Genomic DNA, 16,161 nt, shown 5'->3' on the forward strand with positions numbered 1-16,161 from the left:
GAAAATTTAGCGGCTGCTGCACATCATCGATATGCGGCCGAGCGCGACCGCGTCCTGCTCCGTGGTCTGGTTGCGCATCAGCGGGCCGAGCAGGCCTTCATCCTTGAGCGTGTCGAGCGTGCAGGCGCAGTAGGACGCGCAGAAGGCGGCATCATCTGTGCGCTCGCAGCTCGCCTGACAGCTCGACAGATAGGCGGGGGAGGGATCGGGCGGCATCACCAGCGTCGCGCCATAGACGAGCCCGAACAGGATTGGCTGGTGCAGCAGGTAGAAGACGAGGCTGTGGCGGCCGAAAAAGGTGAGAATGTTCTCGCCCTTCGGTATCTGCCTCTGGCGTTTCAGCCAGCCGAGTGAGAGCTTCGAGATTGCAAGCCCCGCGAGAAACGGTCCGATCCAGGGCAGCAGCGGCACATAGTCGTTCGAGGACGGCGGGTGCGCCGCCATGCCGATCCAGGCGAGCCAGCGCGGATCCAGCACATCGAACCTCACGAAATGCGGAAGCATGACCGCGGCAATGGCAACGGCCAGCGTCACGAGCGCTGGAACACGCAGGAACAACAGGCCGATGATCGATGCGACGGCGATGTTGTGCAGGATCCCGAAATAGATCACCGCGTCCGGCGTCGTGAACCAGGAGACGATGGTAATCGCCAGCGAGGCCAGCACCAGTATTCCGAGCCGCTTCAGGAAAGAGGCCATCCGCAGACGCGTGCCCTGCGCCATCCACAGACTGTAGCCGGCCACGAACAGAAAGCTGCCGGCGATGAGATGGGCAAAGATCGCCCAACCGCCCGTGGTCGCGAGCCCGGAACGGACATAGCCGAAGAAATCGAGGTCCCAGGTGAAGTGGTAGACCGCCATCGCGACCAGCGCGATCCCGCGCGCGGCGTCGATGGCATGAATCCGCCGTTTGGCATTCTCGCTCAAGACATTTCCTCCGCGCCCTCAAGGGCTGCTATGACGGTTGTTCGCGCATCCGAAAAATATTGCCGCCGCAACAGGATCATGAAGACGAATGCGGTGGTGGCCATGAAGACGTAAGGGCCGAGGAACCAGCCGAGATAGCCGATCGACAGAAAGATCGCCCTGAGCCCGGTGTTGAAATGACGCGCGGCGATGATGTTGACCTCGGCGATCCGGGCCGCAAGCCGTTCGGCCCGTCCCCTGTCGCGTTCGGTCTCCGCCATCATCGGCAACGATCCGAACAGGATGGTGTTGTAGTTGAACAGCCGGTAGGACCAGCCGAACTTGAAGAAGGAGTAGCCGAAGATCGCCGCGAGCCCGCCCGCCTTCATCTCGAAGGCCGCGCGCGTGCTCGGCGCCACCAGCGGCAGGTCCTGAAACAGCGACTGCGCCGTGTCGGCTTCCCCCATCAAGGCGAAACAGCCGCCGATGGCGAAGATCGAGGTCGAGGCGAAAAACGCCGTGCCGTTCTGCAGCCCCGCCATGATCTGGGTGTCGATGATCTTCAGGTCCCGCGTCAGCGCGTTCAGCATCCAGCGCTTGCGGTGGATCGACATCACCTCGGTCAGGCTGCGGCGGGAGAACGGGCGGAAACGACCGCTGACGAGGCTGTCGAACAGGAACCAGCAGCCCAGGAAGAAGATAAGCGCGAATAGATCGACTGTCGTCATTAACTTTCTGCCTGCGCTTTTCGGCTGTCCGATCCGGATGGCGAACGACGTTTTCGATCGCGTCGTTACCGTTTTGTCTCCTGTCTTTTACCATTGCAAGCGGACATTTTCTAAATTTTCCACGAATACCCATTGCAGTTTATGTGACAGTTTAATAAAGCGGTAACCATCCGCACGCATTCTCCCAAGGGCGTGCCGGGTCATGTCAATCGGAGTAATCATGGTAGATACCGCACACAAATCCTGTTGGGGTGTGACCCTCAGGGCTGTAATCGGCTTTGGTGCTATTCTCGGACTTGCCTATCTTATCGTCGCCGTCTGATCGGCCCGGAATTTGAAGAGAACAACGGTGCTGCCCATTCGGGCCGCCGTTGTTTTCATTTCCGCTATCCTCCCGCCACATTCTGCGGTTTGCGATGTCGTAGACGCATGCGGGCCATGTCGGTCCAAAGCCTGCGTGGCGGTGCCATTTTCGCTGAAGATGGCGTAGTGTCGGGCGCGAAATCTGGAGGTGGCGGTTTGTTTCTGTCGGTATTCGAGGTTTTCAAGATCGGGATCGGCCCGTCGAGTTCCCACACGATGGGACCGATGTCGGCGGCCAACCGGTTTGTCGACCTGCTCGCATCGAACGACTGGCCGCGGCCTGCCGGGACCGTTGTTTCCAGGCTGAGGGTGAGCCTGCACGGCTCGCTCGCCTATACCGGCGTCGGCCATGCCAGCGACCGCGCGGTGATCCTCGGTCTTGCCGGCGAGCGGCCGGATACCGTCGATCCGGACGAGATGCCGGAGATTCTCGAAGCAATCCGGAAAAGCGGAAAAGTCCAACCGTCGGGCCACCCCGCCTACCTGTTCGATTGCGACGAGGATGTGATCTTCGACCGCAGGCAAGCGCTGCCGGGCCACGCCAACGGCATGGCCTTTTACGCGCTCAACGCCGATGGCAATGTCCTGCTGCGCCAGGTCTACTATTCGATCGGCGGCGGTTTCGTGCTCTCCGATACCGAGCTTGCGGCGTGGAAACAGCAAAAAACCTTTCCCGCAGCCGAAAAGACCGATGAGAATACGCCTTTCCCGTTTCGCTCCGCGAAGGAAATGCTGGAGATGGCGGGCCGCTCCGGCCTCAGCATCGCCGCCATGAAACGCGCCAACGAGGAGGCGCGGATGCCGCGCGGCGAACTCGATGCCGGGCTGGATTTGCTCTGGACGGCGATGGATGGCTGTATCGATCGCGGTCTCAAGGGCGAGGGCGAACTGCCCGGCGGGCTGCGGGTCAAGCGGCGCGCCGGCAAGCTTTACGAGAAATTGTCGCAGGCGCGGCTCTCCAACCAGTTCGACCCGATGATGGCCAATGACTGGCTGTCGATGTTCGCCATGGCCGTCAATGAGGAAAACGCAGCCGGCGGCCGGGTGGTGACAGCGCCGACCAATGGCGCGGCCGGCGTGGTGCCGGCGACGCTGCGCTATTTCCGTGAATTCCAGAAGCCGATGGGCACAGCCGCGGTCCGTGATTTCCTGCTGACGGCGGCCGCGATCGGCGGCATCATCAAGACCAATGCCTCGATTTCCGGCGCGGAAGTCGGCTGTCAGGGCGAGGTCGGCTCGGCCGCCGCGATGGCCGCCGCCGGGCTTGCCGCCGCCATGGGCGGTACGCCGGAACAGGTTGAAAACGCCGCCGAGATCGCGCTGGAACATCATCTCGGCATGACCTGCGATCCGATCGCGGGCCTGGTTCAGGTGCCCTGCATCGAGCGCAATGCGCTTGGCGCGGTCAAGGCGGTCACCGCCGCCTCGCTGGCGCTGAAGGGCGACGGCAGCCATTTCGTGCCGCTCGACAATTGCATCGAGACCATGCGCCAGACCGGCCGCGACATGCACGAAAAATACAAGGAGACCTCCACCGGCGGGCTCGCCGTCAATGTGGTGGATTGCTGAAGCCCGCCGAACTTCACCCTTGACTGTGCGGTCCCCCGGCGTTTGATGAGGGCATGAGCCTCAATCTTCTCAAACTCTGCGTCGGCGCCACCGGCATTGACGATCTGCGCGAATGGGTGTCGCGCCGCGCGATGGCGGCAATCGCGCTCGGCCAGGAGCCGCACAGCATCCACACCACGCGAATGACGCCGAAGCGTCGCGAGGAACTAATCGATGGCGGTTCGCTCTACTGGGTCATCAGCGGCCAGATCCGCGCCCGCCAGGCGCTGCTCGACATCGCCAATCATACCGATGGCCAGGGCATCCAGCGCTGCGACCTCATCCTGGCGCCGCAGGTGATCGACACCGTTCCCGTGCCCCGAAAACCCTTCCAGGGCTGGCGCTACCTCAAACCGGAGGACGCCCCCCGCGACCTCGACTTCGGCGATGGCGGCGGCGACATGCCGGAGGACCTGCGCGCCGAACTGGCGGAGCTGGGGTTGCTGTAGGGCAGGGGATTCTTTTTTTATGGAACTGATGAAGTCAAGCAGACCGTAGACTCAAATGCCGCTCAAGGGCAGCGCCGTCGCATTCGGTTTAACCGCAAAGCCCCCCAGTCTTCTCGCCCCGGAGGGGAGAGATGTCGCGACAGCGACAGTGAGGGTCGAGTCTATCCACCCGGACGCCCTCACGTTTGGAAATGCCGCTTCACCCTCACTGTCGCTGTCGCGACATCTCTCCCGCAAGCGGGAGAGAATATTGGGAGCAAGCCGCAAGGCGCTCACGCAACTCCACGTCTATCGAGCGACGGCGGCCGCTAAGCCGCCGCCCCTCAAGACCTCACACGCCCGAACGGCCATCCATGCCGATATAGGCGATGCGCAGCATGTTGGTGGCGCCGGGGGTGCCGAGCGGCACGCCGGCGGAGATGATGATCCGGTCGCCGGGCTTGCCGATTTCTTCATCGACCACGATCCGGCAGGCGCCGTCGACCATGGATTCAAGATCGGTCGGCTCGTCGGCGACCACGCAGTGCAGGCCCCAGACCACGGAAAGCCGCCGGGCGGTCTTGACCACCGGCGACAGCGCCAGGATCGGCACGTTCGGCCGCTCGCGCGCGGCGCGCAGGCCGGTGGTGCCGGACGCGGTGTAGCAGACCATGGCGGTCAGCTTCAGCGTTTCGGCGATCTCGCGCGCCGCCAGCGAGATCGCATCCGCGCCCGTCGCCTCCGGCTGCGGGCGCTGGGCGTAGAGGATCTGCGGATAAAGCTGCTCGCGCTCGATGGTCCTTGCGATCGATGCCATCGTGCTGACGGCCTCGACCGGATAGTCGCCGGCGGCCGATTCTGCCGAAAGCATGACGGCATCAGCGCCTTCGAACACGGCTGTCGCGACGTCGGAGACTTCCGCGCGGGTGGGAACCGGCGAGGTGATCATCGATTCCAGCATCTGGGTGGCGACCACCACGGGCTTGCCGGCGGCGCGGCACAGGCGAATCAGCTTCTTCTGCAGGCCGGGCACGGTTTCCAGCGGCATTTCGACGCCGAGGTCGCCACGGGCGACCATCAGCGCGTCGCTCATCTCGATGATTTCCTCGATCCGCTCGATCGCCTGCGGCTTCTCGATCTTCGACATCAGGCCGACCTGACCACGGGCGATCTTGCGGACTTCGGCAAGATCGTCGGGACGCTGAACGAAGGAAAGCGCCACCCAGTCGGCGTCGCCCGTTTCCAGCACTGCGTCGAGGTCGGCGCGGTCCTTTTCCGTCAGCGCGCCGACGCCGAGCAGCGTATCGGGCAGGCTGACGCCCTTGCGGTCGGAGATGCCGGTGCCGGCGATCACGGTGCATTCGATGCTCCGGCCGTCGCATTTTTCGGCGCGAAGCTGCAGCTTGCCGTCATCGATCAGCAGCCGGTGGCCGGGCTGAACTGATTGCAGGATTTCCGGATGCGGCAGGAACACGCGCTTTTCATTGCCCGGTTCGTCGCGGTCGTCGAGCGTGAAGGTCTGGCCGACCTCGAGCTCGACCTTACCGTCGAGAAACTTGCCGACACGCAGCTTGGGGCCCTGCAGGTCGCAAAGAATGCCGATCGGCCGGCCACAGCGCGCCTCGACGTTGCGGATACGCTTGGTCAGCGTGCGCATCAGGTCGTGGCTGGCATGGCTCATATTGATTCGGAACAGGTCGGCGCCGGCCTTGTGCAGCGCCTCGATCTGCTCTTCCTCCGAGGAGGCCGGGCCGAGCGTGGCGAGAATCTTTACTTTTCTGTGACGTCTCATCAATTCTGACTTTCCTGGGTGGAGGGCGTGTCGGAAAGCTGAACGGTCCAGCTCTCTTCCCGCCCTGTGTCATATTCGCTAAAACCCATCTGCTGGTAACCGCGCGCGAAACAGTCCTGGACGCCGGTGATTTCGAATTCATCTTCGGCGACGCACATGTTGGTATAGCCGGTCCAGCGTCCGCTTCCGGAGGCATCCTCGGCGTAGAGATAGTAGTAGCGCGATTGAAGCGGGCCGGGCACGACGGTCGCGCAGGTGGTGGCCGGGAGTTGCCACCATCCTTCCGAGGTCCATCCATCTTCCGCCCGGTAGCCGACCGCCACGCCGACGAGGTTGGCCGTGTCGTTGCACACGCGAAATTCCGCGTGCGCCGCGCGCGGCGACCAGAAGGCCGCGGCGAACAGGCCGGCGGCGATCATGCCGGCGACCGTCAGGCCGTGCCCCTGAAAGGCTTTGTTGGGGGAGGCGATGGGAAGACGTTTCGGAGTTGACAGCATGGGAGCCTGATCTCGTGGGACGATCCGTGATGGGTACGCATTCAATCGATTTACAGCGTTATCATAGAGCCCCGCGGCGGGCGAGGCAAATGACGCAACACACGCTTGCCGAGAGCCGGTCGTGTGTGCCATCACCCATTATCGCAAATTCCGACCGGATATCCATGCCGAACATGTGTGCATTTGAAATTTTAGATGGGGAATATGACAGCGGTTTGGTGCTGCTGGCCGATCACGCCATGGCCGCAGTGCCTGAGGAATACGGCGATCTCGGCCTCGATCGCTCCGTGTTCGACCGTCATATCGCCTATGATATCGGGATCGAGGCATTGACGCGCGCGCTTGCCGCAAAACTTACCTGTCCCGCCGTCATGGCCACGTTTTCGCGGCTGCTGATCGATCCAAATCGCGGCGAGGACGATCCGACGCTGATCATGAGGCTCTCCGACGGCGCGATCATCCCGGCAAACCATCCGCTCTCTCCGGATGAACGCGAAAGGCGGCTTTCGTTGTATCACCGGCCCTATCACGATACGATCGATGCCGTTGTTGAAAAGGCGACCGGGGCCTCCGGGCGGCCGCCGTTGGTGATCTCGCTGCACTCGTTCACGCCCTTCTGGAAAGGCGCGGCGCGGCCATGGCATGCCGGCGTCTTGTGGGACGGCGATCCGCGCGCGGTCCGGCCGCTGATCGATGGGCTGGCCGCCATAGACGGCGTGATCGTCGGGGACAACGAGCCCTATGACGGTGCGCTGAAGGGCGATACGATGAACCGGCACTGCATGGAAAAGGGCATCGCCCACGCATTGCTGGAAGTGCGCCAGGACCTGATCGCCGAGCCCGGCGGCGTTTCGCTCTGGGCGGGGCGGATCGCCCCCATTTTGGCCGCTTTGAATGCCGATGATGCGATGCATGTGCCGCGGCATTTTCCCTCACGGGCCTGAGAAAGCAAGACGGAGACGAACATGGAAAAGCTCAGCGAAGAACAGAAGCGCGATCTGGAAGCCGCCGCGTTCCGCCGGCTCGTCGCCCATCTCGGCGCGCGCGCGGATGTGCAGAACATCGACCTGATGAACCTTGCCGGCTTTTGCCGCAACTGCCTTGCCAACTGGTATCGCGAGGCCGCCGCCGAGGATAATATTCCTATCAGCAAGGACGATGCCCGCGAAATCATCTACGGCATGCCCTATGAGGAATGGAAGGCCCTTCACCAAGGCGAGGCGACGGACGGCCAGAAGGCCGCGTTCGAAGCTGCCCGACCGCGCGCCGGATATCGCGCCGGATCTCGCGCCCGATCTCGCGATTGAGTGGAACAATCGGTTCCTCCCGCATTATCGGCCTTGACCTTACACGCGGTTTTCGGCAGGCAGGGCCCACACAATTTTCAGTGTCACAAGGAGTTGAGCATGGCCGACGATGCACACGGCATAGCGCGCGATCAGTTGCGTTCGATCATCGAGCGGATCGAGCGTCTGGAAGAAGAAAAGAAGACGATCGCCGACGACATCAAGGATGTCTTCGCCGAGGCGAAGGGCACCGGCTTCGATACCAAGGCGCTGCGCCGTATCATCGCCTTGCGCAAGAAGGACGAGCAGGAGCGGATGGAAGAGGAAGCCGTTCTCGACACCTACATGATCGCGCTCGGCATGATCCGCGCGCCGGAAGAAGAATAGACGGCTCCGGCGTTTCAGCCGGAACACGCTTTGCCTTTGTTGTTTTCCGCGCGTCCGGAAAAGCCGGTGTCGACTTTCCCGGACGCGCCTTAAAATCCATCCAGAACCAGCTTCAGCCCGGCAAGCCCGGCCATGGCGTACATCAGCGGATAGAACACGTCCATCCGCATGCGCTTGATGATCATGCCGCCGGCGATGGTCGCGATCACGGCAAAGGGCAAAAGGCTCGCCGATGCGGTGAGGTTGGGCGCGGCGAGTTCGCCCAGGAAATAATATGGCGGCAGCTTGATGAAGTTGAGGATCGCGAAGAAGCGTACGCTCGCCCCGGTATAGCTTCTCGGGTCCAGCTTGAGCGGCAGCGTATAGATCTGGAACGGCGGGCCGCCGGAATGCGAGATGAAGCTGGTATAACCGGCGATGCCGCTCCAGAAGGTGGCGGCGACCGGTCGCTGCGGCGCGGGCGGCTTTTCGATCTTTTCGCCCGGCTTCCAGCGATCGTAGAAATACTTGCCGGCGAAGGCGAGCGTCGCGATCCCGACCAGCATGCGGGTAAGGGCGAAGGGCACGGTGGAAAATGTGTACCACCCGAGCGCCGTGCCGATCAGCGCGCCGGGCAGCAGGATCGCAAGCGTCGGCCAGTGATTGTGATGGCGCCATGTCCACAGCGCCACGATGTCCATCACGATCAGGATCGGCAGCATGATCGCAGCCGCTGTCGCCGGTTCGACGACGAAGGTGAGGATCGGCACGCCGAGCAGTGAAAGGGCGCCGCCCATGCCTCCCTTGGCAAGGCCCACGAGAATTACCGCGGGTATTGCCGCTGCATAAAAGATCGGATCGGGAAGCATGAAATCAAAGCACCTGTTGAAACTCCGCTCTAACGGATTTATCCGGGGATGGCGAGGCCCCCGGTGCGGGCGCAAAAGGGATGGACCGATATGACTGTCGAACAGGATCGTTGCCGGCTGGTGCTGGTGGTGCCCGAAATCGCCGATGCCGGCGACCAGGAACGGCGTCTGGCAGATGCGTTGCGCGGCGGCGACGTGGCCTCCGTCATTCTGCCGCAATATGGCGAGGACATCGAGGCCTTCCAGAGCCGCGCGGAACGTCTGGTGCCGGTTATCCAGGATCACGGCGCGGCGGCGCTGATTGCCGGCGACACCCGCGTCGCCGCTCGCGTCAGGGCCGACGGCATTCATGTGGCCCGCGGCGAGCTTGCCGATGCGATGGAGCGGTTCTCGCCGCGCCTGATCGTCGGCGCTGGCGGTTTGAAGGACCGCCACGCGGCGCTGGAGGTGGGCGAGGCCAATCCCGACTATGTCTTCTTCGGCAAGCTGGACGGCGACACCCATGCGGGCCCGCATCCGAAAAACCTCGATCTTGGCGAGTGGTGGGCCTCGATGGTGGAAATTCCCTGCATCGTGATGGCCGGGAGCGATCCGGCAGGCGTCGTCGATGTTGCGCTGACCTTCGCGGAATTCGTCGCCGTCGGCAAGGCCGTGTTCGACGCCCCCGGCGGGCCGGCCGCCATGGTGGCTGAGATCAATGCCATGCTCGACGAAAAAGCGCCACGGTTTGACGATTAGAAAGGCTATGACCATTCGTTCCGTCATCACCGCCGCGATGTTTCTGGCGCTTGCGCCGGGCGTCTGCCTTTCCGCGACAATGGGGCAGTTTGCGATCGATCCGGAACTGGTTGCCGGCGACCGGGTTTCGCTTTACCGGGGCGGGCGGCTGCTGCCGCCCGGCCTCGAGCCCGAGAGGCCCACGCCCTATCGCCTCGCTCTTGCCAGACAGCCGGAGGCCGAGCTTCCCGACCTGCCGCCCGAACCGGCCTATGCCGGGCCTGTCGATCTGGCCTATGGCGCCTATCAGCGCGGCGCCTACGAGGCCGCCTACGAGGCCGCGCTCCAGCGCTCCGGTCGCGGCGATGCCCGCGCCGAAACCCTGATCGGCGAACTGGTGGAACGCCGGCTGATCGCCGAAAGCAAAGCCGGTCCCTCGCTGGAATGGTACCGGATGGCGGCCGAAAGCGGCGAACCCTTCGCGCTCAACCGGTATGGCATGGCGCTTCTGACCTCCGGCGAGGACGCGGACCGGCAAAAGGGCGCAGCCCTGTTGCAACAGGCCGCCAGAGCCGGCGATCCGCTTGCCGAATTCAACTATGGCAGCCTGCTAATCGAACAGAATCCGGGCACAGACGGGCTGAAGCTTGCTCTGCCGTGGTTCGAGGCATCGGCCGATGCCGATATCGCCGACGCCCAGTATGCGCTGTCGCAGATCTATCCGGTTCTGGACGATCTTCCGGAGGAAAAGAAGGCGCTCTCGATCTTCTGGCTGCGCCGCGCCGCCGATGGCGAGCACGATACCGCCCAGCTCGATCTCGCTCTGGCTCTGATCAACGGCAAGGGGATGCCGCGCGATATCGAACAGGGCGTCGACTGGCTGCGCCGCGCCGCGCTCAACGGCAATCCGGCGGCGATGAGCAGGCTCGCCTACCTCTACCGTGAGGGCATCGGGGTTCGCCAGGATGCCGAGACGGCGGCAACCTTTTATCTGAGCGTTCGGCGGCTGGGGCTTGTCGAACCGGAGATGGAAGAACTTCTCGACGGTCTCGGCGACGAGACCCGGGCGGCGGCTGTCCGCCGGTCGCGCGCGCTGGCGCGGCGATACTAGCCGGATGTGCCGGAAAACGCGCGGGAACGCGCATCAGACTATCAATTTCCCTGTTCCTTGCGCGTGAGATTGTGTATTTTCCCGAGTGACAGGTTGTGACTACATCTGATTGGTGTGAGCAGTGGAGGTTGGGGGAAATTTTTTGGGGCGCCTGGATATCGTCGGTGAGCTAATCACAAGCCTTGGACTGGGGGCGCTGATCGTCCTTGGCTACGGCTTTATCCTGCGTCATGTTCGCCTGCCGCGTTATAGAACCTATGCTAGCGCTGTCGTATTCGCCGGCGGGGCGATCGCCGCGATGACGAATGCGATCGCAATGCAGCCCGGCTATGTGTTCGATGCCCGCGCGGTCTTCGTGGTTCTCTCGGCCGTCTTCGGAGGGCCGGTTGCCGGCCTGTTTGTCAGCGCTACCGTGGCCGCGGCGCGCATATGGATCGGTGGGCAGGGGGTGGCCGCCGGGGTCGTCGGAATAGCGATGGCCGGCTCGGTCGGCATCGGCTTTGCCCTGTTCGGACCGAAAACACTGCGCTTTCGGTCTCTTCTGCTGCTCGGCTGTTTCAGCAATCTCTATGTCCTGTCGTTGCTGGTGGCAGGGTTCGTCCGGGCTGCCGATCTTTTTGCCGTGATCGGTATGCCGATGATCGTGATCAATACCGTCGGCACGGTCCTGCTCGGATCGGCTCTGGAATCGACCAGACGCGCGACGTCCTATCTGCATGATATCGAGTTCAACGCCGACCGCGATCCGTTGACCGGTCTTTACAATCGCCGCGCCCTTGCCCAGCTCGAATTCACGATCGATCGGGAAACGACGGGAGACGCGAAGGCCGGCTGCGTCATCCTTTTTGATATCGATCGTTTCAAGGCGGTCAATGACCGCTATGGCCATCCGCGCGGCGACGAGGTGCTGAAACAGGTGGCGAGCACGATCGGCACCCGCATCCGGCGTTCCGATTTCGCCGTGCGCTATGGCGGCGAGGAGATCGCCATTATCCTGCTGGCGACCTCGGTCGAAAACGGCTACCGCGTTGCCGAACAGATCCGCACAACCATCGAAAAGCTGGAATTCACGTTCGAGGGCCAGCGCTTTTCGATCACCATAAGCGCCGGCGTTGCCGGTTTTACGGCTGGCGAGACGCGGCTTGCGGCGGCGCTCGACTTTGCCGACCGGGCGCTCTACCGCGCCAAGAGTGCCGGGCGCAACCGTACCGAAGTGCTCGATATGTCGTCGAACAAGACCGAACGCTCAAAAGACGATGCGCTTCAGAGTGATTCGATTTAGGTCTGCAGGCCTTGAAATCAGCCGCGTTCTGTGATCATGAACCGCCGTATCACCAAAGCACTGCGCATTGCTCACCGCGCTTGGCGCGCAGAACCAAGGAAATATGCCCGATGGCCCGTTCAGCTCTTCTCAACGTCATGGTGCAGGCTGCCCTTAAAGCCGGGCGCTCCCTGACGCGCGATTTCGGGGAGGTTCAGAACCTGCAGGTTTCGGTCAAGGGCCCGTCCGATTTCGTCACCCAGGCGGACCTGAAAGCCGAAAAGATCGTGCATACCGAACTGATGCGGGCCCGGCCGACCTATGGCTTTCTGGGCGAGGAAGGCGGCGAGGAGAAGGGCAGCGACGGCCAGCACCGCTGGATCGTCGATCCGCTCGACGGCACCACCAATTTCCTGCACGGCATTCCCCAGTTCGCCGTCTCGATCGCGCTTGAGCGTTCCGGCGAAATCGTCGCCGGCGTGATCTTCAACCCCGCGCTCGACGAGTTGTTCGTGGCCGAAAAGGGCGGCGGCGCGTTCTGCAACGACCGTCGCATCCGGGTCTCGGCGCGCAGGAAGCTCTCCGATGCGGTGATCGGCTGCGGTGTTCCCCATCTCGGCCGCGGCCACCACGGCAAGTTCCTGGTCGAACTGCGCCACGTGATGGGAGAGGTCGCCGGCATCCGTCGTCTCGGCGCGGCATCGCTCGATCTCGCCTATGTCGCCGCCGGCCGCATGGACGGTTTCTGGGAAGAGGGGCTCAATGCCTGGGACATGGCGGCGGGCCTGATCATGATCCGCGAGGCCGGCGGTTTCGTCTCCGACATGAAGGGCGGTCAGCAATGCATCGAAACCGGCAGCGTCATTGCCGGCAACGAGATGATCCGCATCGCGCTTCACGATCAGGTCCAGCGTCGCCTCGAAAAATAGACGCTTTGCGGTTTTGCGCGCCGCACCCTTCAAATCGCCGTCGTTTTCGAATAGAGCTTGCAAAGCCTGCCGCTTCGCACATCCCTCGACACGTTTTCGGACAGAGGGTCATGTGAGGCGGAATTGAAGGAACAGCCGCTTTCGGCCGTGCCGAAGTCGAGCGCAGAGCGGAGGAATTGGCGAATATGTCGGATTTCGAACTCGAGCATGATGACCGGCGCGCCCCGCCGCGTCCGGGCTACGCGCTGAAAATGTCGAGCCCGATGTCCTTTGTCTGGACGATGGTCATCTTCCTGATCCTGATCGGCTTCTGCGTCGCCATACTCTACCGTCAGGCTCATACCGCGTTCATGACCAATCCCGGCCTCAACGGGCTGATCCTCGGCGTGTTGCTGATCGGCATCCTGATGGTGTTTACCCAGGTGCTGGCATTGCGCCGGGAGGTTGCCTGGCTCAATTCGTTCCGCGCCGCCGGCAGCGCCGACCGCGTCGGGCGCGACCCCAAACTGCTGGCGCCGATGCGCGCGCTGATCGGCAGCCGCCAGACCATGGCGCTTTCGACCAATTCGTTGCGCTCGATCCTCGATTCGATCGCCACCCGCCTCGATGAGCAGCGCGATACCTCGCGCTACCTCGTCGGCCTGCTCGTCTTCCTCGGCCTGCTCGGCACCTTCTGGGGCCTGCTCAACACGATCGGCTCGATCGGCGACATCATTCAGAACCTCGACCCGAACGCCGGCGATTCCTCCGATGTACTCGATGCCCTGAAGGCGGGCCTTGCGGGTCCGTTGTCGGGCATGGGCACGGCGTTCTCGTCCTCGCTGCTCGGCCTTTCCGGATCGCTCGTTCTCGGCTTTCTCGACCTTCAGGCCGGGCGCGCGCAGAACCGCTTCTACATGGAGCTCGAAAACTGGTTGTCGTCGGTGACCGACGTGACCTCCGACCTCGCTCCGGCGCTCGAGGGCGTTGCCAGCGGCTCCAGCGAGCAGTTCGAGATCATCGCGGAGGAACTGCGCCGGATCGCCGAAAACGGCGCGGGCGCAAGCTCGGTGCCGGCGATGGCGCAGCTTGCCGAGGGCATTCAGGGCGTCGTCAAGAACATGCGTAACGAGCAGCAGATGCTGCGCGACTGGATCGAGGCGCAGCAGGAGGAATCCCAGGAACTGCGCCGCACCCTGCAACGCCTGACAGACAAGCTCGGGGACCGCTGACCATGGCGCTTGCCCGCAACCGCCGTTCCAATCGCAGCGTCGATTACTGGCCGGGCTTTGTCGACGCGCTCGCCACGCTGCTTCTGGCGATCATGTTCCTGCTCACCGTGTTCGTGATCGGCCAGTTCATCCTGACGCGCGAGATCTCCGGCAAGGATGAAGTGCTGAGCCGGCTCAACAGCCAGATCGCGGAACTGACCCAGCTTCTCGCGCTCGAAAAAGGCAACAACCAGGATGCCGAGGACGTGATCGCCTCGCTTCAGGCGTCGCTGTCATCGGCGGAGGCCGCGCGCACCAGATTGCAGGCGCTGCTGGAGGCCGGCGCCGGCGCGAGCGACAGCGCACAGGCGCAGATCGGCGCGCTGTCCGAGGACCTCGCGGCCGAGCGCCAGCTTTCGGCGCGGGCCCAGAACCAGATCGCCCTTCTCAACCAGCAGATCACGGCGCTGCGGGCCCAGCTTGCCGCCGTCGAGGAGGCGCTTGAGGTCTCCGAGGCCAAGGACGACGCCTCGCAGGCGCGGATCGCCGATCTCGGCCGCAGGCTGAATGTGGCGCTGGCACAGAAGGTGCAGGAGTTGAACCGGTATCGTTCGGACTTCTTCGGGCGGCTGCGGCAGATCCTGTCCGATCGCGAGAATATCCGCATTGTCGGCGACCGTTTCGTGTTCCAGTCGGAAGTGCTGTTTCCGTCCGGCTCGGACGAACTCAATGATGACGGCCGCGTGGAACTCGGCAAACTCGCCGCAGCATTGCTCGAGATCGCTCCGGAAATTCCCGAGGACATCAACTGGGTTCTGCGTGTCGACGGCCATACCGATGACGTGCCGATCCGGCCCGGCGGCCAGTTCGCCGACAACTGGGAACTGTCGTCGGCGCGCGCCAACGCCGTTGTGCGCTACCTGATGTCCGAGGGCGTTCCGGCAAAGCGGCTGGTGGCCGCGGGCTTTGCGGAATATCAGCCGATCGCGGAGGGCAACTCGCCCGAAGCGCGCGCGCAGAACCGCCGTATCGAGTTCAAGCTGACGGAGCGGTAGGCGGGGGCTTGCCTTCCGCGCCGCCCTTTCCTATCCTTGCCCCTCCGCAAGGATGGCGAGGCTCTGTGCCCCACCATCGCGCTTTTCCTGCGCTGTTCTTCCTGTCAAGCGGACGAGGGCTCCTCCAGGAAGCATTTCGAAATTGCTTTGGCCCAAATTCGCTTTGGCAGGAGAAGCCATGTCTATTCCCAGCGCTGTCCGGCGCCCCAGCACGCGACTTGTCGCGACCTTTCTGATGCTCTGCGGGGTCGCCGCGTTTACGCTCGTCGACACGTTTTCCAAGTCGCTCACGGCCCGCCACGCGCCGCTGGTGGTGATGTTCATGCAATATGGCCTGTCGGCGCTGATGATGCTGCCGGTGGCGCTCGGCCAGGGCGCGGCGGGGTTTCGCATCATCGGGCCACGGCTGCTGGTGCTGCGCGCCGCGATCGGCGTCGTCGTCAGCTTCCTGATCGTGACGTCGCTATCGCTGTTGCCGTTCACGGTTGCCGCGGCGCTGTTGCAGCTCGAAACGCTGTTCTTCATTCCGCTGGCGATCGTGCTGTTGAAGGAGCGCGCCGACTGGCGGCGGTGGTTCGCGGTCGGTCTCGGTCTCGGCGGCGCGTTTCTGATCCTGCGTCCCGGTACGGAGACCTTTCAGCTCGCGGGCCTCGTCGCGCTGGCGGGCGCGGTTGCGCTCGCCATCAAGAACGTGGTGTTGAAACAGGTGGCAATGAGCGAGGCGACGGTGCCGGCGCTGTTCTGGATGTATGTGCTGATGGCAGGCATCGCCGCGATCCCGGCATGGTTTGCGTGGGGCGGCATGAGCCTTGCCGATTTCGGCCTGTTTCTCGTCTCGGCAGCACTTGTCAATATAAGCAACTATTCCATGCTGCGGGCGTTTTCGATGGCGGACGCGGTGCAACTGACGCCGGCGCTCCACACCGCGCTGCCGATCGCGGTGCTGATCGGCATTGTCGTCTTCGGCGAATGGCCCACCCCGTTCGTCTGGGCTGGCATCGCCTTGATTTTCCTTGCGACCTTCATGCCTTCGGGGCCTGAGAAAAGCGGGTAGT

General features: G+C 63.3%; 17 protein-coding genes. 12 read left to right on the forward strand and 5 right to left on the reverse strand.

The window, feature by feature from the left end:
- Positions 1–6 precede the first annotated feature (6 nt).
- Together HQ843_RS14655 and HQ843_RS14660 are read right to left on the reverse strand one after the other, a co-directional pair.
- Positions 7–927, reverse strand: coding sequence for a DUF1624 domain-containing protein (locus HQ843_RS14655; RefSeq protein ID WP_180897626.1), 921 nt, complete (start codon positions 925–927; stop codon positions 7–9).
- Positions 924–1,634 carry a DUF599 domain-containing protein gene (locus HQ843_RS14660; protein WP_180897625.1) on the reverse strand — a complete coding sequence of 237 codons (711 nt, stop codon included), beginning with the start codon at positions 1,632–1,634 and terminating at the stop codon, positions 924–926. The genes HQ843_RS14655 and HQ843_RS14660 overlap by 4 nt, the downstream gene beginning before the upstream one ends.
- A 519-nt stretch (positions 1,635–2,153) precedes the next feature.
- Here HQ843_RS14660 and HQ843_RS14665 point away from each other — a divergent pair.
- The gene (locus HQ843_RS14665; protein ID WP_180897624.1) at positions 2,154–3,566 is read left to right on the forward strand and encodes an L-serine ammonia-lyase; all 1,413 of its coding nucleotides are present in this window, start codon (positions 2,154–2,156) and stop codon (positions 3,564–3,566) included.
- A 53-nt stretch (positions 3,567–3,619) separates the two neighbouring features.
- Positions 3,620–4,054, forward strand: coding sequence for a DUF1489 family protein (locus tag HQ843_RS14670; RefSeq protein WP_180897623.1), 435 nt, complete (start codon positions 3,620–3,622; stop codon positions 4,052–4,054).
- Positions 4,055–4,385: 331 nt separating this feature from the next.
- Here the strand turns inward: HQ843_RS14670 and pyk are convergent, their stop codons facing one another.
- Together pyk and HQ843_RS14680 are read right to left on the reverse strand one after the other, a co-directional pair.
- Entirely contained in the window at positions 4,386–5,825 is a 1,440-nt protein-coding gene (gene pyk, locus HQ843_RS14675; protein ID WP_180897622.1) for a pyruvate kinase, read from the reverse strand.
- Positions 5,825–6,244: a DUF1036 domain-containing protein gene (locus HQ843_RS14680; protein ID WP_180902186.1), complete on the reverse strand. Its 420-nt coding sequence runs from the start codon at positions 6,242–6,244 to the stop codon at positions 5,825–5,827. Before HQ843_RS14680 ends, pyk begins: the two co-directional genes overlap by 1 nt.
- Positions 6,245–6,486: 242 nt before the next feature.
- Between HQ843_RS14680 and HQ843_RS14685 the strand changes: the two genes are divergently transcribed.
- The 3 genes from HQ843_RS14685 to HQ843_RS14695 all read left to right on the forward strand — a co-directional run bounded on the left by HQ843_RS14685 (position 6,487) and on the right by HQ843_RS14695 (position 7,995).
- Entirely contained in the window at positions 6,487–7,266 is a 780-nt protein-coding gene (locus tag HQ843_RS14685; RefSeq protein ID WP_180902185.1) for an N-formylglutamate amidohydrolase, read from the forward strand.
- Positions 7,267–7,287: 21 nt separating this feature from the next.
- Positions 7,288–7,629: a DUF1244 domain-containing protein gene (locus HQ843_RS14690; RefSeq protein ID WP_180897621.1), complete on the forward strand. Its 342-nt coding sequence runs from the start codon at positions 7,288–7,290 to the stop codon at positions 7,627–7,629.
- A gap of 99 nt (positions 7,630–7,728) precedes the next feature.
- A complete protein-coding gene (locus HQ843_RS14695) occupies positions 7,729–7,995 on the forward strand; it encodes a DUF2312 domain-containing protein (RefSeq protein ID WP_180897620.1) in 267 nt (88 codons plus the stop codon).
- A gap of 89 nt (positions 7,996–8,084) precedes the next feature.
- Here the strand turns inward: HQ843_RS14695 and HQ843_RS14700 are convergent, their stop codons facing one another.
- Complete coding sequence (locus HQ843_RS14700; RefSeq protein ID WP_180897619.1) at positions 8,085–8,843, reverse strand: sulfite exporter TauE/SafE family protein; 759 nt, start codon at positions 8,841–8,843, stop codon at positions 8,085–8,087.
- Positions 8,844–8,933: 90 nt separating this feature from the next.
- Between HQ843_RS14700 and HQ843_RS14705 the strand changes: the two genes are divergently transcribed.
- The 7 genes from HQ843_RS14705 (at position 8,934) to HQ843_RS14735 (ending at position 16,160) form a co-directional block, all read left to right on the forward strand.
- Positions 8,934–9,581 (forward strand): thiamine phosphate synthase, encoded by a 648-nt coding sequence (locus HQ843_RS14705; RefSeq protein ID WP_180897618.1) that lies wholly within the window; start codon positions 8,934–8,936, stop codon positions 9,579–9,581.
- Between the two features lie 7 nt (positions 9,582–9,588).
- Entirely contained in the window at positions 9,589–10,671 is a 1,083-nt protein-coding gene (locus HQ843_RS14710) for a tetratricopeptide repeat protein (protein ID WP_180897617.1), read from the forward strand.
- A 142-nt stretch (positions 10,672–10,813) separates the two neighbouring features.
- Positions 10,814–11,953: a GGDEF domain-containing protein gene (locus tag HQ843_RS14715; protein ID WP_180897616.1), complete on the forward strand. Its 1,140-nt coding sequence runs from the start codon at positions 10,814–10,816 to the stop codon at positions 11,951–11,953.
- 110 nt (positions 11,954–12,063) lie between these two features.
- Entirely contained in the window at positions 12,064–12,861 is a 798-nt protein-coding gene (locus HQ843_RS14720) for an inositol monophosphatase family protein (RefSeq protein WP_180897615.1), read from the forward strand.
- A gap of 176 nt (positions 12,862–13,037) precedes the next feature.
- Positions 13,038–14,072 (forward strand): flagellar motor protein MotA, encoded by a 1,035-nt coding sequence (locus tag HQ843_RS14725; RefSeq protein ID WP_371822022.1) that lies wholly within the window; start codon positions 13,038–13,040, stop codon positions 14,070–14,072.
- A 2-nt stretch (positions 14,073–14,074) separates the two neighbouring features.
- On the forward strand, positions 14,075–15,106 hold the full coding sequence (locus HQ843_RS14730) for a peptidoglycan -binding protein (RefSeq protein WP_180897613.1): 1,032 nt from the start codon (positions 14,075–14,077) through the stop codon (positions 15,104–15,106).
- A gap of 178 nt (positions 15,107–15,284) precedes the next feature.
- The gene (locus HQ843_RS14735; protein WP_180897612.1) at positions 15,285–16,160 is read left to right on the forward strand and encodes a DMT family transporter; all 876 of its coding nucleotides are present in this window, start codon (positions 15,285–15,287) and stop codon (positions 16,158–16,160) included.
- Position 16,161 lies beyond the last annotated feature (1 nt).

Source organism: Martelella sp. NC20 (assembly GCF_013459645.1).
In the GTDB taxonomy this organism is placed as follows: Bacteria; Pseudomonadota; Alphaproteobacteria; order Rhizobiales; family Rhizobiaceae; genus Martelella.

What these genes read in the sequence shown, in the direction of transcription:
- HQ843_RS14660 (WP_180897625.1), bottom strand. Translation starts at nt 1,634, where the DNA reads ATGACGACAGTCGATCTATTCGCGCTTATCTTCTTCCTGGGCTGCTGG.
- HQ843_RS14670 (WP_180897623.1), top strand. Translation starts at nt 3,620, where the DNA reads ATGAGCCTCAATCTTCTCAAACTCTGCGTCGGCGCCACCGGCATTGAC.
- pyk (WP_180897622.1), bottom strand. Translation starts at nt 5,825, where the DNA reads ATGAGACGTCACAGAAAAGTAAAGATTCTCGCCACGCTCGGCCCGGCC.
- HQ843_RS14680 (WP_180902186.1), bottom strand. Translation starts at nt 6,244, where the DNA reads ATGATCGCCGCCGGCCTGTTCGCCGCGGCCTTCTGGTCGCCGCGCGCG.
- HQ843_RS14685 (WP_180902185.1), top strand. Translation starts at nt 6,487, where the DNA reads ATGCCGAACATGTGTGCATTTGAAATTTTAGATGGGGAATATGACAGC.
- HQ843_RS14690 (WP_180897621.1), top strand. Translation starts at nt 7,288, where the DNA reads ATGGAAAAGCTCAGCGAAGAACAGAAGCGCGATCTGGAAGCCGCCGCG.
- HQ843_RS14695 (WP_180897620.1), top strand. Translation starts at nt 7,729, where the DNA reads ATGGCCGACGATGCACACGGCATAGCGCGCGATCAGTTGCGTTCGATC.
- HQ843_RS14700 (WP_180897619.1), bottom strand. Translation starts at nt 8,843, where the DNA reads ATGCTTCCCGATCCGATCTTTTATGCAGCGGCAATACCCGCGGTAATT.
- HQ843_RS14705 (WP_180897618.1), top strand. Translation starts at nt 8,934, where the DNA reads ATGACTGTCGAACAGGATCGTTGCCGGCTGGTGCTGGTGGTGCCCGAA.
- HQ843_RS14710 (WP_180897617.1), top strand. Translation starts at nt 9,589, where the DNA reads ATGACCATTCGTTCCGTCATCACCGCCGCGATGTTTCTGGCGCTTGCG.
- HQ843_RS14720 (WP_180897615.1), top strand. Translation starts at nt 12,064, where the DNA reads ATGGCCCGTTCAGCTCTTCTCAACGTCATGGTGCAGGCTGCCCTTAAA.
- HQ843_RS14730 (WP_180897613.1), top strand. Translation starts at nt 14,075, where the DNA reads ATGGCGCTTGCCCGCAACCGCCGTTCCAATCGCAGCGTCGATTACTGG.
- HQ843_RS14735 (WP_180897612.1), top strand. Translation starts at nt 15,285, where the DNA reads ATGTCTATTCCCAGCGCTGTCCGGCGCCCCAGCACGCGACTTGTCGCG.